This window comes from Streptosporangium sp. NPDC050148 (assembly GCF_055586505.1).
Genome location: NZ_JBVJIA010000034.1, coordinates 53,384 through 68,397 on the forward strand (window position 1 = coordinate 53,384; position 15,014 = coordinate 68,397).

Sequence of the window (15,014 nt, forward strand, 5' to 3'; positions counted from 1 at the left end):
GCAAGCCAACTCCAGTGAATTGAGGCAGGTTGATGGAACACGGACATCCACCGGGCGGCACCGACATCGCGATCGTCGGCATGGCCGGCCGGTTCCCCGGCGCGACCGACATCGGGACGTTCTGGCGCAACATCAGCACCGGTGTCGAGTCGTTCACGCGCTTCTCCGACGAGGACCTGATCGCCGCGGGCGTCGACCCGGCCACGTTCCAGCAGCCGAACTACGTCCGGTCGCGGCCGATCCTGGAGGACATCCGCGGGTTCGACGCGGGGTTCTTCGGCTACAACCCGCGCGAGGCCACCCTCGCCGACCCGCAGCAGCGCATCTTCCTGGAGTGCGTGTGGGAGGCCCTGGAGTGCGCCGGCTACGCGGCGCCCCAGGGCCGGGGCAGCGTCGGGGTGTTCGCCGGGATGAACATCAGCGGTTACCTGCTGACCCGGCTGATGGCCTTCCAGATGGGCGTCGACACCTCCGCCCTGATGATCGGCAACGACAAGGACTCGCTGGCCACGAACGTCTCCTTCCGGCTCGACCTGAACGGGCCCAGTCTGTCGGTGCAGACGTTCTGCTCCACCTCGCTGGTCGCGGTGCACCTGGCGAGCGAGAGCCTGCGCCGGAGCGAGTGCGACATGGCCCTGGCCGGGGGCGTGTCGGTGCGCATCCCGGACCGGATCGGCTACCTGTGGGAGGAGGGCGGCCAGGAGTCGCCCGACGGGCACGTGCGCACCTTCGACGCCGAGGGCCGGGGCAGCATGTTCGGCGACGGTGCCGCCGTGGTGACGCTCAAGCGCCTGACGGACGCGGTCGCCGACCGCGACACCGTGTTCGCGGTCATCCGCGGCTCGGCGATCAACAACGACGGCGCGATGAAGTTCAGCTACCTGGCGCCCAGCATCGACGGCCAGCGCCGCTGCGTGTCGGCGGCCCTCGCCCGCGCGGGCGTCGACCCGGCCGACGTCTCCTACGTCGAGGCGCACGGCACCGCCACCGAGGTCGGCGACCCGATGGAGGTGGCCGCGCTGACCCGCGCCTTCGGGGCGACCGGGCGCGGGCAGTACTGCGTGCTCGGCTCGATCAAGCCGAACGTCGGCCACCTCGACAGGGCCTCCGGCGTGACCGGGCTGATCAAGGTGGTGCAGTCGCTGCACAACGAGCTGATCCCGGGCACGCTGCACTACACCTCCCCCAACCCGGAGATCGACTTCGAGGCGAGCCCGTTCCGCGTCACCGCCGAGCCGACGCCGTGGCCGCGTACCGGCGACCGGCCCCGCATCGCGGGCATCAGCTCCCTGGGCATGGGCGGCACGAACGCGCACGCGATCGTCACCGAGGCGCCGCTGCCCGCCGAGCGCCCGGCCCGCTCGCGCCGCTGGCAGATCCTGCCCGTGTCGGCGCGCTCGGCGGCGGCGGCCGAGCGCTCCTGCGCGCGGCTCGCCGAGCACCTGAACGGCCCCGCCGGCTCCCCCGGCTCCCCCGTGGGCCCGAGCGACCTCGGGGACGTCGCCTACACGCTGCAGGCCGGGCGCAAGGTGTTCAACCACCGCAAGGTCGTCGTCGCCGACTCCACGGGCCGGGCCGCCGCCCTGCTCGCCGACCCCGCGGGGCCGCTGGGCCGCAACGACGCCACCGTGGGACGCCAGGTCGGCTTCCTGCTCGCCGGGGTCGGCGAGCAGTACCCGGGCATGGTGGCCGGGCTCTACGCCGAGGAACCGGGCTTCCGGGCGGACGTCGACGAGTGCCTGGCCGTCCTCGGGCTCACCGAGCCCGGCCAGCTCTCCGACGTGTTCACGCCCGTCGAGCGCGCCGCCGGCAGCGGCGCGAACGGTACGAACGGGGCGAACGGCGCCGGTGGCGCGGACGACCTGGCCAGGCTGCTGGGCCGGGCAGGCGCCGCGCAGGCGCCGCGCTCCACGACCGACGCCCACCTGGTGCAGCCTGCGGTCTTCGTCGCCGAGTACGCGCTGGCGCGCCGGCTCATGCGGTGGGGCCTGCGCCCCGAGGTCATGATCGGCTACAGCCTGGGCGAGTACGTCGCGGCCTGCCTGGCGGGCGTGCTGTCGCTGCCCGACGCGCTGCGGCTGGTGGCCTACCGGGCCAAGCTCATCACCTCCCAGCCCGAGGGCGCCATGCTCGCCGTCTCGGCCAACGAGCGGCGGCTGACCGCGGTGCTCGGCGAGGAGGGCGTCCGTGACCTGGACGTGGCCGTCCGGACGGGCTCCCAGGTGGTGCTCGCCGGACCGGAGGCCGCCGTCGAGGCGGCGGCGGCCCGGCTGCTGGAGGCCAGGATCGGCCACCGGCGGCTGGAGACCACGCACGCCTTCCACTCGCGGATGCTCGCGCCGGTCGCCGGCGAGCTGACCGCGTGGATCACCGACAACATCACCCTGAACCCGCCGTCCCTGCCGTACCTGAGCAACGTGACGGGCGCGCCCGCCACCGCCGAGCTCGTCACCGATCCCGGGTACTGGGCGCGGCACATGTGCGAGACCGTCGAGTTCGGCGCCGGGCTCGACCACGTGCTCGGCGTCCCCGAGCTGGCCCTCGCCGAGATCGGCCCCGGCCAGTCGCTGGGCGCGCTGACCCGCGGCCACCCGGCCTGCGAGCGCGGGCGCTGGCCGCTCATCGTGACGACGCTGCCCGCCGCCGGCGACCCGCTGGACGCGGGTGCCGCGCTGGCGACGGCCGTGGCCAAGCTCTGGCTGACCGGCGTGCCGGTGGACTGGGACGCGCTGCACGACGACGGCGACGGCTGGAGGCCCGGCCGCGTCCCGCTGCCGTCCTACCCGTTCGAGCACCAGGAGTACTGGCTGGAGATCGACGAGTCCGCGCTGGGCGGCGGCGGCACTCCCGCGTTCGACGAGAGCGATCCCAAGAGCATCGCCAAGGCCTACCCCCGGCTGCCCGACACCCGCTGGATCCACGCGCCGACCTGGCGCGAGACCACCCCGCGCCCGCCGATGCCGCAGGAGGCGGACCGCTGGCTGGTCTACACCGACGCCGGGCTCGCCGACGAGCTGGCCGCGCCGCTGCTGGCGCACCTGGAGGCCACCGGCCGCCAGGCGGTGCTGGTACGGCCGGGCGAGGAGTTCTCCAGCGGCCCCGACGGCCTGCGGGTACGGCCAGGCTCGCCCGAGGACGCGGGCGCGGTGCTGCGCGAGCTGACCGGCCGCGACTGGGTGCCCGAGCGGATCGTGCACCTGTGGAACGCCGGCGGCGACGGGAGCATGGACGAGTGCCTGCGGCGCGGCCTGCACACGCTGGTCGCGTTCGCCCGCGCCTGCGGCGACCTGGGACTGCACGGCTGGACCCTCGACATCGTCGCCGGTGGCGCCCACCGCGTGCACCCGGGCGACCGCGTGCACGCCGCCGCGGGCACGCTGCTCGGCCCCACCCGGCTCATCCCCGTCGAGTATCCCAGGACGCGCACCCGGCTGATCGACCTCGGCCCGCGGGCCGAGACCGGGACCGAGGCAGGGGCAGGGACCGGGGCGCGGGCGCTGCTCGCCGAGCTGCGCGCCGAGCCCGCCGACCAGGTCGTGGCCCTGCGCGCCGACCGGCGCTGGATCCCCGACTACGAGACGCTCGACGCCGGCGTCATCGAGCAGGCCCCGCCGGCGGCGCAGGTCCGCCAGGGCGGCGTCTACCTGGTGACCGGCGGGCTCGGCGGCATCGGGCTGGCCATGGCCGAGCGGCTGGCCGAGCGGTACCGGGCACGGCTGGTGCTGCTGGGCCGCACGCCGGTGCCGCCCCGCGAGGAGTGGGCGTCGATCCTGGCCGGCGGGAACGCCGCGGGCGAGGTCCTGCGACGGCTGGAGGGACTGCGCCGCCTGGAGGCGGCCGGCTCCGGCGTGGTCACCGTCGCCGGGGACGTCTCCCGTGTCGAGGACGTACGGCGGGCCGTGGACGCCGCGATCGAGAACTTCGGCGAGCTCGACGGCGTGCTGCACTGCGCGGGCGTGCCCGCGGTGGGCCTGATGCAGTTCAAGACCGTCGCCGACATGGACCGCGTGCTCGCGCCGAAGGTGGCCGGCACGCTGGCACTGGCCGAGGTGCTGCGCGAGGTGCCGGTCGACTTCCTGGCCCTGTTCTCGTCCACGACATCGGCGACGGGCGGCGGCGCGGGCCAGGTGGACTACTGCGCGGCCAACGCGTTCCTGGACTCGTTCGCGCTCAGCGACCCGCTGCCCGGCGTGACCGTCACCTCGATCGACTGGTGCGAGTGGACGTGGAACGGCTGGACCGACGGGCTCGACAACTACGACGAGGGCTCCCGGCAGTACTTCGAGTGGTACCGGGAGAACTTCGGCCTCACCTTCGACCAGGGCTGGGAGACGCTGCTGCGGGTGCTGGCCAGCGGTGAGCCGCACGTGGTGGCCTCCACCCAGGACTTCGCGCCGATGGTGGCGATGAGCCGGCGCTCGTCCATCGAGAGCCACCAGGCGGTGGTGAAGAAGATCCGCGACGCCTTCGGCCGGCACCCCAGGCCCGACCTGTCGACCGCCTACGTCGAGCCGCAGTCCCCCACCGAGGAGACCATCGCCGGGGTGTGGACCGAGGCGCTCGGCCTGGAGCAGGTCGGCGTGCACGACAACTTCTTCGAGCTCGGCGGCAACTCGCTGCTCGGCATGGAGATCATCGCCGAGGTCAGGAAGGCGCTGGAGCTCTCCTACCTGCCACCGCACATCCTCTACCAGGCCCCGACGATCGCCTCGCTGGCCGAGGCCGCCACGGCCGACCAGGAGTCCGGCGGGCAGCCCGCCGAGGCCCGCGAGCAGCAGCGGTCCAGGATCGCGCAGCGGCGCAACATGCTCAGGAGCGGAAGGACGTCATGACCGGAACCGACTACGAGTCCGCGGTCGCGCTGATCGGCATGTCCGGGCGCTTCCCGGGCGCCGGCGGCGTCGCCGAACTGTGGGACAACCTGCTGGCGGGCGTCAAGGGCCTGCGCACGATCACCGAGGACGAGCTGCGCGAGGCCGGGGTGGACCCCGGCACGCTGGCCGACCCGCGCTACGTCCGCGTCGGCGGCCCGCTGGAGGACATCGACCGGTTCGACGCCGGCGTGTTCGGCATCAACCCGCGCGAGGCCGAGATGATGGACCCGCAGCACCGGTTGTTCCTGGAGTGCTCGTGGGAGGCGCTGGAGAGCGCCGGCTACTGCCCCACGGACGTGCCCGGCCAGGTCGCCGTGTTCGGCGGCTGCGGTTTCCCCGACTACATCGTGCAGAACATCCAGCACCTCACCTCCCAGCCGGGAGGCGCCATGCTGATGGCCATCGGCAACGAGCGCGACTCCCTGGCCTCGCTGGTCTCCTACAAGCTCGGGCTGCGCGGGCCGTCGGTGTCGGTACAGACGTTCTGCTCGACCTCGCTGGTCTCGGTCCACCTGGCCTGCCAGAGCCTGCTCACCTACGAGTGCGACGTGGCCGTGGCCGGTGGCGCCTTCACCCCGCTGCCCCAGCGGTCGGGCTACCTGTACGAGCAGGGCGGCATCATGGCGCCCGACGGCCGGGTGCGCAGCTTCGACGCCGAGGCGGGCGGCACGGTGATGGGCAGCGGGGCCGGCGTGGTGGCGCTCAAGCGCATGTCCGACGCGATCGCCGACGGGGACGTCATCCACGCGGTCATCCTGGGGTCGGCGTCCAACAACGACGGCCGCCTGCGGGCCGGCTACACGGCGCCCGGTGTGGACGGCCAGGCCGAGGTGATCGAGTCGGCGCTGGGCGTGGCCGGGGTCAAGCCCGAGACCGTCGGCTACGTCGAGTGCCACGCGACCGGCACCATGCTGGGCGACTCGATCGAGCTGGCGGCCATGAGCCGGGTGTTCACCCAGGCCACCGAGACGCCGTGCGTCCTGGGGTCGGTCAAGCCGAGCCTGGGCCACCTCGACCGCGCCTCCGGCGTCACCGGGCTGATGCGCGCCGCGCTCGTCCTCAAGCACGAGCTGCTGCCGGGCACGCCCGGCTACGAGACGCCCAACCCGGCGCTGGCGACGGCGCGCGACCGGTTCACCGTGCTGAACGAGCACCGGCCGTGGGCCGCGGGCCCGCACCCCCGGCGGGCCGGGGTGAGCTCCTTCGGGCTCGGCGGCACCAACGCGCACGTGGTGATGGAGCAGGCGCCCGTCCGGCCGGCCCGGCCCGCCCGGCCGGGCCCGCACCTGCTGGTGTTCTCGGCGTCCGACGAGCAGGCGCTGTCCGACCTGACCGAGCGGCTCCGCCGGCACCTGGGCGAGGAGCGCTCCGCCGACCTGGCGGACGTGGCGTTCACCCTGCAGATGTCGCGGGGCGCCTTCGCGCTGCGCCGCGCGGTCGTCTGCGCCGACCGCGACGACGCGGTGGCCGCGCTGGCCGACCCGTCGCGCTGGATCGACGGCAGGACCCAGCGACGCAACCCCCGGCTGCGGCTGGCCGTACCCTCTGACGCCGCGATCGCGGGCGGGACGGACGCCGATGCGGTGCCGGAGTCCTGGTGGGCGGAGCTGCACGCGGCCGTCCACACGGTGCTGCGCCCCGGCGCGGCGCCGGCCGGGACGGTGTCCGCGAGGACGTCCGGGACGGTGGGCCGCACCGAGGCGCTGGCCGCGCTGGCCGACGGCCTGACCGGGCTCGGCGTCCACCTGGTGGGCGACGGTGAGGACGCGCAGGCCGAGGAGGTGCCGGTCGCGCCCGAGGAGGGCGCCGACGCCGCCACGTGGCTGCTGTCCACGCTGGCGCGGCTCTGGCTGGCGGGCAGCGTCCTGGACTGGGCGAAGCTGCACGGCGGCGCCGGGCTCCGCGTCGAGCTGCCGACCTACCCGTTCCAGCGGCGCAGGTTCTGGGTCGATCCCCCGGCCGGCAGCGCGCGTCCGCAGGCCGTCGAGGGCAAGAACTTCGACCGGTCGCAGTGGACGCACCTGCCGTCCTGGAGGCAGCGCCCGGTGCCCGTCGCCGGCCTGGACGAGCGACTGCGCGAGGCCGGCCCCTGGCTGGTGTTCACCGCCGACGAGCGCGGCGAGGCGCTCATCCGGCGGCTGGAGCGGGCCGGCGCGGAGGTGACCGCGGTACGCGACGGCGACCGGTTCGCCCAGCACGACGACGGCTCCTTCACGATCCGCTCGGGCAGGCCGGGCGACATGTCCGAGCTGTTCTACTCGCTGGTGGTGAGCCCGCGCGCGATCGTGCACGGTTTCAGCCTCGCGTCCGCCGAGGCCGAACCCGGCGGCGACCCGGCGGCGCACTTCTCCGCGGAACAGAACCGCGGCTTCCACTCGGCGCTGGAGCTGGCCCGCGAGCTGGTCGACAACACCGGCTCGGCACCCAGGGCCGAGCTGGTCCTGCTCACCTCCCTCGCGGTGAACGTCGCCGGGGCCGAGCTGCGCCACCCCGAGCACGCCACGCTGGCGGCGCTCGCGCCCAGCCTCCAGCAGGAGAACCCGCGGCTGCGCTGCCGCCACGTCGACCTCGACGCCGTCGGCGCCGTCGGCGCCGGGACCGCCGGTTCCGGTGACCTGGAGGCGCTGGCGGAGGCGGCGCTGGCCGCGTCGGTCTGCGCGCACGAGGGCCCGATGGCCGTCCGCGCGGGCGAGACGTGGCTGCGTCACTACGAGCCCTACCCGATCGCCGACCTCGAACCGGAGGAGCGGCCGTTCCGCGACGGCGACACCGTCCTCATCACCGGCGGGCTCGGTGACGTCGGCCTGGTCCTGGCGCGCCACCTGGCCGGCGCCTACGGCTGCCGCCTGGTGCTGACCGGCCGCTCGGCATTGCCGCCCCGGCAGGAGTGGGACGCCTACCTGGCGGCCGTACCGCCCGGTGGCGAGCGGACCGCCCGCCACATCCGCAACGTCCGCGACCTGGAGGAGCGCGGCGCCACCGTGCTCGCCCTGTCGGCCGACGTGGCCGACGAGGAGCGGATGGGCGCCGTGGTGGCGGAGGCGGTCGCCCGCTTCGGCGGCATCGACGTGGTGGTGCACGGGGCGGGCGTGCAGGACGGCGCCTACTTCAACTTCGCGCACCTGATGGACCGGCAGCAGTGCGACGCCCACCTGGCCGCCAAGGTGGGCGGCTTCCACGTCCTGCAGAAGGTCCTGGGCGACCACTGCCCGGACCGGCGCATCACGCTGTCGTCCGTCGCGGCCGTGCTCGGCGGCATGACGCTGGGGCCGTACGCGGCCGCCAACGCCGCCCTGGACGCCTACGTCCGCGTCGCCCGCACCCGGGGCGCCGGGCGGTGGGTCACGGTGGACTGGGACACCTGGAACATCGACCCGGACCGGGTCGCGGGCCACAGCGGCGCCGTCGTCGACTTCGCGATGACCCCGGCCGAGGGCGTGGACGTGTTCGAGCGGGCGCTGTCGGCCGCCGACCGCGCCGGTCACCTCGTCATCTCGACGGGCTCGCTGGACGCCCGGATCGCGCAGTGGGTCACCGGCGACATCCACGAGGCCGGCGACGATGACGACGACCGGGAGCGGCACCCCCGTCCCGAGCTGAACAACGCCTACGTGGAGCCGTCCGAGGGCACCGAGGCGACCCTGGCCGCGATCTGGTCCCGGGTGCTCGGCATCGAGCCGATCGGGGCCCTGGACAACTTCTTCGAGCTCGGCGGCCACTCGCTGCTCGCCATCGAGCTCACCACCCGGATCCGGAGGTCGCTGAACGCGTCGGTGCCGGTGACCGGCCTGCTGGAGTGCCCGACGGTCCGCCAGCTCGCCGAGCTGCTCGACGTCCGCGACGACGAGGAGGGGTGAGGGGCCGATGAAGCAACCCGCGTACCTGCGGTCCGTGCAGGGGTTCGTCCGCCGCGAGCTGGCGGGCAAGGACGCCTACCTGGACTCGCTCGCGGACGCGCCGCTCCCCCTGTACGAGCGTTTCGCCACCACCGGCCTGGCCAACTGGTGGCTGCCCAAGGAGATCGGCGGCCTCGGCCTCGGGCTGGAGGAGAGCGTGCGCATCGCCGCCGAGCTCGCCTACGCCGACGCCGGGGTGGCGTTCACCCTGTTCGTCCCGGTGCTGACCACGAGCATGGTGACGTGGTACGGCAGCGAGGAGCTGAAGGAGCGCCACCTGGGCGACCTCGTGACCGGCAACGGCTTCTGCGCCACGCTGGGCAGCGAGCACGAGGCCGGCAGCGAGCTGGCCAGGATCACGACCACCGCGCGCGCCGAGGGCGGCACGATCGTCCTCGACGGGCGCAAGGCGTTCTCCACCAACACCGACTTCGCCCGGTTCCTCGTGGTGGTGGCGCGCGCCCAGGACGACCCGTCCGGGTACCTGGCCGTGCTGGTGCCGCGCGACACGCCGGGCGTCACCGTGGACAAGCGGTGGGACGTGATCGGGCTGCGCTCGTCGGCGACCTACCAGGTGTCGCTGTCGGGCGTGCGCGTCCCCGCGGGCAACGTGCTGCGCGGCAACGGGCTCCGCCTGCTGGAGGTGGGGCTGAACGCCAGCCGCATCCTGATCGCCGCCACGGCGCTCGGCATCGCCCGCCGCGTGCGGGACGTGTGCATGGAGTACGGCGCGTCCAAGATCGTGAAGGGTGTCCCGCTGACCGGCAACGCGGTGTTCGCCGGCCGGCTCGGCCAGTTCGAGATGGAGATCGAGGTCATGGCCGGCCAGTGCCTGGCCGCGGCGCGCGCCTACGACGCGATCGCGGCCCGGCCGGACGCGGGCGAGGAGTTCCTGCGCGTCGGCACGCTCAAGCAGGCGCTGACGGCCAAGATGTTCTGCGGCCAGACGGGGTGGCGGATCGCCTCGGCGGCCTCGGAGATGTTCGGCGGGCTCGGGTACACGCACGAGTCCGTCATCGGCAAGCTGCTGCGCGACATGCGCTACGTCTCGATCGTGGAGGGCGGTGACGACGTGCTGCGCGAGCTGGTGTTCAGCCGGTACGTGGTGCCGGTCTCGAAGCGGTCGTGACGGGAGCGTGACGAGGCGGCCGCCCCGGTGATCGTGACCGGGGCGGCCGCCTTCGTGGTGAGGTGACGGGGCAGGCCCCGGCCGGGATGACCGGCGGGGCGGCGCGGACGTCGCGGACGTCGCGGACGTCCGTGAGGTCCCCCGCGACGAGGTGACCCCGGCCGGGGCGGCCGTCAGCCGAGGGACGTGACCAGGGCGGCGGCGTAGCCGGGCGCGACGTCCAGCCAGCGGACCCGGCACTCGGGAGAACGCGCGGAGCGCGACAGCACGGTGGCGTGCGTCGCGCTCCTCTCGCGTACCAGGACGTCGCTCATGCCGGCCAGGCCCGCGCCGGAGACCTTGACGTAGGCCTCCTTGGCGGTCCACAGCCGGAAGAACCCCTCCGGACCGGCGGACGGCAGCCGGGCGACCTCCTCCGGCTGGTAGAAGCGCCGGGCCATCTCCAGGTGGTCGAAGCCGTCGCGGACCCGCTCGACGTCCACGCCCACGCGGGCGCCCGGTGGCGCGACCGCCACCAGCGCCCACGCGTCGGAGTGCGACAGGTTGAAGTCGGGCACGGGCCGCCCGCCCGGGGACAGCAGGCACGGGCGGCCCGAGTCGTCGCGGCCGAAGCCGAGCCGCCCGGCGGGCACGCCGCACACCCCGGCCAGCACCGTGCGCAGGGCGGCGTGCGCCACCACGTACCGGCGTCGTTCCGCCGGGTCGGCGAAGGCCAGCGCCCGCTCGCGCTCGGCGACGGACAGCAGGCGCCACCCGCGGGGGGCGCCCGTCCGGTCGAGCCGCACCCGCCACACCCGCACACCGTGCGCGTCCGCCGGATGCGGCCCCAGGGGCGTCACCCGTCCCCCGTACGGGGTCCGCCGGCTCCTCACACCCACGGCGCGAGCGCCCGGGCGACGAGCCGGTGCGTCCGCTCCGCCTGCTCGAACACCGCGAAGTGCCCGCCGTCGAACGGGTGCAGCGCGAACACGGTCGCGGTCTGGTCGCGCCAGCGCGCCACCTTCGCCGGCGCGACCCGCGGATCCGAGGCGCTCGGGAGCGCGGAGATCGGCACGTCCAGCGGCGCCTCCTGCAGGTAGCGGTAGGTCTCCTTGACGGTGAAGTCGGCCTGCACGGCGGGCAGGATCATCTGCAGCGCCTCCGGGTCGGCCAGCAGCCACTCGGGGGTGCCGCCGAGCCGCCGCAGCAGCGCGGCCACCTCCGCCCGCGTCATCCCCGACACCGGCGGTCCGGGTTCGTGGGTGACGTGCGGGGCGTCGGCGCCGGAGACGAACAGGTGCACCGGCTCCGGCCCTCCGCGCCGCCGGATCTCCCGGACCAGCTCGAACGCCACCAGCGCGCCCAGGCTGTGCCCGTACAGGGCGTAGCGGCGGCCGGCCGCGGACAGCTCGACGTCGGCGAGCACCACGTCGGCCAGGTCCGGGATCAGCTCGGACATGTGCAGGTAGGGCGGTTCCGCGTGCCGGCCCTCCCTGCCGGGCGGCTGCACCGGCTGGACGGCGACGCCCGGCAGCTTGCGCTGCCACATGCGGAACGCCGAGGCCGCGCCGCCGGCGTGCGGCAGGCAGTACAGCGGCAGCGCCCCCGGCTCGGCGCCGGTCAGGGTCCGGAACGGCAGCCAGCGAACGAGGACGTCGTCGCCGATCAGGTCGTGGACGGTCATGGTCGGTCCCTCACTCGGCGATCTCGAGTTTCACGTACGCCGGTGGCGGCTGCACGGCGCCCAGGTCCGCTTCCAGCACCACGTGGGCGCCGTCCCTGCTCACCTCCCTGAACCCGGCGAACGCGTAGGTGATCTGCATCATGCGGTTGCGGCCCGTCTCCACGAAGTCGGCCCGCACGGCGACGCCCGCCTCGGCGGCCAGCCGCATGATGTGGTTGAGCAGCACCATCCCCACGCCGCGCGACATCACCCGGCACGACATCAGCATCATGCACAGCCGCCAGGCGTCCTCGCCCTTCTCCACCAGCGCCAGCCCGATCTTGCCGTAGCTGCCGAACACGTCGGTGAGGGAGGCGACCAGGAGCAGGTGGTCGGGCGACTCGCGCAGCGCGTCGAGCTCGTCGTAGGAGTAGGTGCGGCCGGTGGAGTTGAGCTGGTTGGTGCGGACGGTGAGCTCCTCGGCCCGCTGCAGGTCCTCCCTGCGGGCGGGCGCGATGGTGAAGGTCATGTCCAGGCCGGCGAGGAACTCCTCGTTGGTGCCGACGAACTCCTGCTCCAGCTCCTCCCTGGCGAGCTGGCCGCGGTACATGGCGCGCCGCTGCGCCGACTCGTCGGTGACGAACCGGGGATGGAACTCGGGCCTGGCGAGGGCCTCCTCCAGCTCCAGGACGTCGACGCAGGTCACCTCGGGGACCTGGTGGGCCACCTCGGCGCGCTCGAACTCCTGGTCGTCGACGAAGGCGAAGGCGTCCAGGCCGAGGTTGAGCGCCTTGGCGAGGTTTCTGATCGAGTCGGACTTGGCGTTCCAGCTGATCTGCGGGTGCAGGAACATCTCCTCCAGGCCGAACTCGCGCAGCTTCTCCATGGCCGCGTCGCGGTCGTTCTTGCTGGCGACGGAGTGCAGCACGCCCTTGCGGTCGAGCTCGTGGATGAGCCTGACGACGACGGGCCGCACGGTGACCTCGCCGTCCTCCAGCAGCGTCCCGTCCCAGAGCGTGTTGTCCAGGTCCCACACGATGCACTTGATGCGGCCCTGGACGGGCTTGGCGGGGACCGCGCCGGCCCGCTCGGTGGTCACGGTCATCTGGTCGTCTCCCGTTCTGCCTGGCCCGCGATGGTGATCCGCTGGACCTCGTTGCTGCCTTCGATGATCTCCATCACCTTGGCGTCGCGGTAGAAGCGCGCCACCGCGGAGCCGGGCGCGCAGCCGTTCGCGCCGTGGATCTGGACGGCCTCGGAGGCGTGCCGGGCCGCGGCGGTGGAGGCGAAGTACTTCGCCACCCAGGTGGCCATGAGCGTGGCGGACTCCCCGGCGTCCTTGAGCCGTCCGGCCTGCTCGATCAGCAGCCGGGCCGCCCGCGCGTCGGTCACCATGTCGGAGAGCTTGGCCTGGATCAGCGGCAGCTCCGCCAGCGGCCTGCCGCCCACCTCGCGTTTGGCGGCGTAGGCGGAGGAGGCCTCCAGGCACGCCTGGACGATGCCCAGCGACCCGGCCGCCACGCTGTAGCGGCCGAGGTCGAGGGTGCCGGTCAGGACCATGCCGGCGGTGAAGCCGCTCGGCCCGAGCAGCGCGTCGGGGCCGAGGACCACGTCGGTGAAGGAGATCTCCGCCAGCATGGAGGCGCGGGTGCCGAGCATGTCGTCGATCGGCCGCACCTCCACCCCGGGGGTGTCCCTCGGCACGAGGAACGCGCCGATGCTGGTGGCGGTGCGGGCGAAGACGAGGAACACGTCGGCCCGCTGGCCGCCGGTCGTCCACGTCTTCACCCCGTTGACCACCCAGCCGCCGCCCGCTTGGACGGCGGTGGTGACGATGCCCGCGGCGTCGCTTCCGGCGCCGGGCTCCGACAGGCAGAACGCGCCGAGCGCGTCCCCCCGCCCGAGCGCGGGCGACCACCGCTCGCGCTGCTCGGGAGTGCCCCAGCGCTGCACGGTCCACGACAGCATGGTGTGCACGGTGAGCAGGCTGCGCAGCGACGAGCAGCCCCGGCCGACCTCCTCGTGGACCTCGCCGAGGGTGACCATGTCCATCCCGATGCCGCCCGACTCCGGCGGCAGGAACGGGGCCCACAGGCCGGCCTCGGCGACCCGCCGCAGCAGGTCCTCGGGGACGCGGCCGCTCCTGTCGTAGGCGTCCGCGTGCGGCACGACGTGGGTGTCGACGAACGCGCGGGCCGAGCTCCGGTCGGTGACGGCCGCGACGGGCGCGGCGTCCACGGCGTCGACGGCGTCCGGGCCGGTGGCGGGTACGGCGCCCGCCGCGGTGGCGGGCGCCGTGCTGGTGAGGGTCACGCGACGACCAGGTCGGGCGAGAGGCGGGACACCAGCCTCGACATGGCGTCCGCGGTGCGGAAGTTGTCGATGCGCAGCTCCTCGTTGGGGATGACGACGTCGAACGTCTTCTCGACGAACATCACCAGCTCCATGGCGAACAGCGAGTTGACGAACCCGAGCGCGAAGATGTCCTGCGACTCGTCGATCTCCGCCTGCGGGTACCTGCCGCGGATGAACTCGAGGATCTGGCCCTTGACCGTGATGGACATGCGATGACTCCTTCAGTTCTGCGTTTCGTAGGTGTAGAAGCCGCGGCCGGACTTGCGTCCGTGCAGCCCGGCGTCGGTCATCTGCTTCAGCAGGGGGCAGGGGCGGTACTTGCTGTCGGCGTAGTGCTCGTGGAGCACCTCCACGCTGTAGAGGATGGTGTCGACGCCGATGAGGTCGGCCGTCTCCAGCGGGCCCATCGGGTGGCCGAAGCAGCTGCGGAAGACCTCGTCCACCGACGCGGCGTCGGCCACGCCCTCGTGCACCAGGTAGGCGGCCTCGTTGACGGTCAGCATCAGCACCCGGTTGGAGACGAACCCGCACGAGTCCTTGACGTCGATGGCCTTCTTGCCCATGGCGGTCAGCAGGTCCCGGGTGCGCCGGACCGTGTCGGGCGAGGTGTGGAAGCCGGGGATCAGTTCCACGGCGGGCTTGGCGGGCACCGGGTTCATGAAGTGCACGCCGACCACCTTGTCGGGCCGCCCGGTGACGGCCGCGACCTTGGTGATGGGGATGGCGGAGGTGTTGACGACGAAGACGGTGTCGGGACCGCACTCGGCGTCCAGCGTCTCGTACACCTCCCGCTTGACGTCCCAGTTCTCCGTCACGTTCTCGATGACGAGGTCGGCCTTGGCCGCGTTGGCGACGCCGACCGCGGTGGTGATCCTGGACAGCACCTCCTCGACGTCCAGGGCGGGGCCGCCCATGAGGCGGCTCAACCGGGTGTTGCGGCCGATCGTGGCCAGCGCCTCCTGCAGGACGCGCTCGTCCTTGTCGACCAGGACCACGTCGTGGCCCGTCTGGGCGAGGTTCTGCGCGACGCCGACGCCCATCACACCGGCGCCGATCACACCGATCACGCTCATGTGCGCTCCGTTCCGATCATCGTGGGTTCCTTATCGTGGGTGTGG

9 protein-coding genes are annotated in these 15,014 nt (G+C 73.6%); 3 read left to right on the forward strand and 6 right to left on the reverse strand.

Going from position 1 to position 15,014, the window contains the following annotated elements; all coding sequences use genetic code 11:
* The first annotated feature begins 32 nt into the window (after positions 1 to 32).
* Genes ACZ6RT_RS30185 through ACZ6RT_RS30195 form a run of 3 tightly spaced genes read left to right on the forward strand, consistent with a single transcriptional unit; the run spans position 33 to position 9,899 of the window.
* The gene (locus ACZ6RT_RS30185) at positions 33 to 4,832 is read left to right on the forward strand and encodes a type I polyketide synthase (protein WP_470157316.1); all 4,800 of its coding nucleotides are present in this window, start codon (positions 33 to 35) and stop codon (positions 4,830 to 4,832) included.
* Positions 4,829 to 8,731: a type I polyketide synthase gene (locus ACZ6RT_RS30190; protein WP_470157317.1), complete on the forward strand. Its 3,903-nt coding sequence runs from the start codon at positions 4,829 to 4,831 to the stop codon at positions 8,729 to 8,731. Before ACZ6RT_RS30185 ends, ACZ6RT_RS30190 begins: the two co-directional genes overlap by 4 nt.
* 7 nt (positions 8,732 to 8,738) lie before the next feature.
* Positions 8,739 to 9,899: an acyl-CoA dehydrogenase family protein gene (locus ACZ6RT_RS30195; protein WP_399195259.1), complete on the forward strand. Its 1,161-nt coding sequence runs from the start codon at positions 8,739 to 8,741 to the stop codon at positions 9,897 to 9,899.
* A 173-nt stretch (positions 9,900 to 10,072) separates the two neighbouring features.
* On the opposite strand, the gene ACZ6RT_RS30200 is transcribed toward ACZ6RT_RS30195, so the two are convergent.
* Genes ACZ6RT_RS30200 through ACZ6RT_RS30225 form a run of 6 tightly spaced genes read right to left on the reverse strand, consistent with a single transcriptional unit; the run spans position 10,073 to position 14,969 of the window.
* On the reverse strand, positions 10,073 to 10,738 hold the full coding sequence (locus ACZ6RT_RS30200) for a 4'-phosphopantetheinyl transferase family protein (protein WP_470157318.1): 666 nt from the start codon (positions 10,736 to 10,738) through the stop codon (positions 10,073 to 10,075).
* Positions 10,739 to 10,767: 29 nt separating this feature from the next.
* A complete protein-coding gene (locus ACZ6RT_RS30205) occupies positions 10,768 to 11,562 on the reverse strand; it encodes a thioesterase II family protein (RefSeq protein WP_399195251.1) in 795 nt (264 codons plus the stop codon).
* 10 nt (positions 11,563 to 11,572) lie between these two features.
* Complete coding sequence (locus ACZ6RT_RS30210) at positions 11,573 to 12,646, reverse strand: HAD-IIIC family phosphatase (RefSeq protein ID WP_470157319.1); 1,074 nt, start codon at positions 12,644 to 12,646, stop codon at positions 11,573 to 11,575.
* The gene (locus ACZ6RT_RS30215; RefSeq protein WP_470157320.1) at positions 12,643 to 13,854 is read right to left on the reverse strand and encodes an acyl-CoA dehydrogenase family protein; all 1,212 of its coding nucleotides are present in this window, start codon (positions 13,852 to 13,854) and stop codon (positions 12,643 to 12,645) included. Before ACZ6RT_RS30215 ends, ACZ6RT_RS30210 begins: the two co-directional genes overlap by 4 nt.
* Positions 13,851 to 14,105, reverse strand: a complete 255-nt coding sequence (locus ACZ6RT_RS30220) for an acyl carrier protein (protein ID WP_344901094.1) — start codon at positions 14,103 to 14,105, stop codon at positions 13,851 to 13,853. The genes ACZ6RT_RS30215 and ACZ6RT_RS30220 overlap by 4 nt, the downstream gene beginning before the upstream one ends.
* A gap of 12 nt (positions 14,106 to 14,117) precedes the next feature.
* On the reverse strand, positions 14,118 to 14,969 hold the full coding sequence (locus ACZ6RT_RS30225) for a 3-hydroxyacyl-CoA dehydrogenase family protein (protein ID WP_399195245.1): 852 nt from the start codon (positions 14,967 to 14,969) through the stop codon (positions 14,118 to 14,120).
* Positions 14,970 to 15,014 lie beyond the last annotated feature (45 nt).

What these genes read in the sequence shown, in the direction of transcription:
- ACZ6RT_RS30185 (WP_470157316.1), top strand. Translation starts at nt 33, where the DNA reads ATGGAACACGGACATCCACCGGGCGGCACCGACATCGCGATCGTCGGC.
- ACZ6RT_RS30190 (WP_470157317.1), top strand. Translation starts at nt 4,829, where the DNA reads ATGACCGGAACCGACTACGAGTCCGCGGTCGCGCTGATCGGCATGTCC.
- ACZ6RT_RS30195 (WP_399195259.1), top strand. Translation starts at nt 8,739, where the DNA reads ATGAAGCAACCCGCGTACCTGCGGTCCGTGCAGGGGTTCGTCCGCCGC.
- ACZ6RT_RS30205 (WP_399195251.1), bottom strand. Translation starts at nt 11,562, where the DNA reads ATGACCGTCCACGACCTGATCGGCGACGACGTCCTCGTTCGCTGGCTG.
- ACZ6RT_RS30210 (WP_470157319.1), bottom strand. Translation starts at nt 12,646, where the DNA reads ATGACCGTGACCACCGAGCGGGCCGGCGCGGTCCCCGCCAAGCCCGTC.
- ACZ6RT_RS30220 (WP_344901094.1), bottom strand. Translation starts at nt 14,105, where the DNA reads ATGTCCATCACGGTCAAGGGCCAGATCCTCGAGTTCATCCGCGGCAGG.
- ACZ6RT_RS30225 (WP_399195245.1), bottom strand. Translation starts at nt 14,969, where the DNA reads ATGAGCGTGATCGGTGTGATCGGCGCCGGTGTGATGGGCGTCGGCGTC.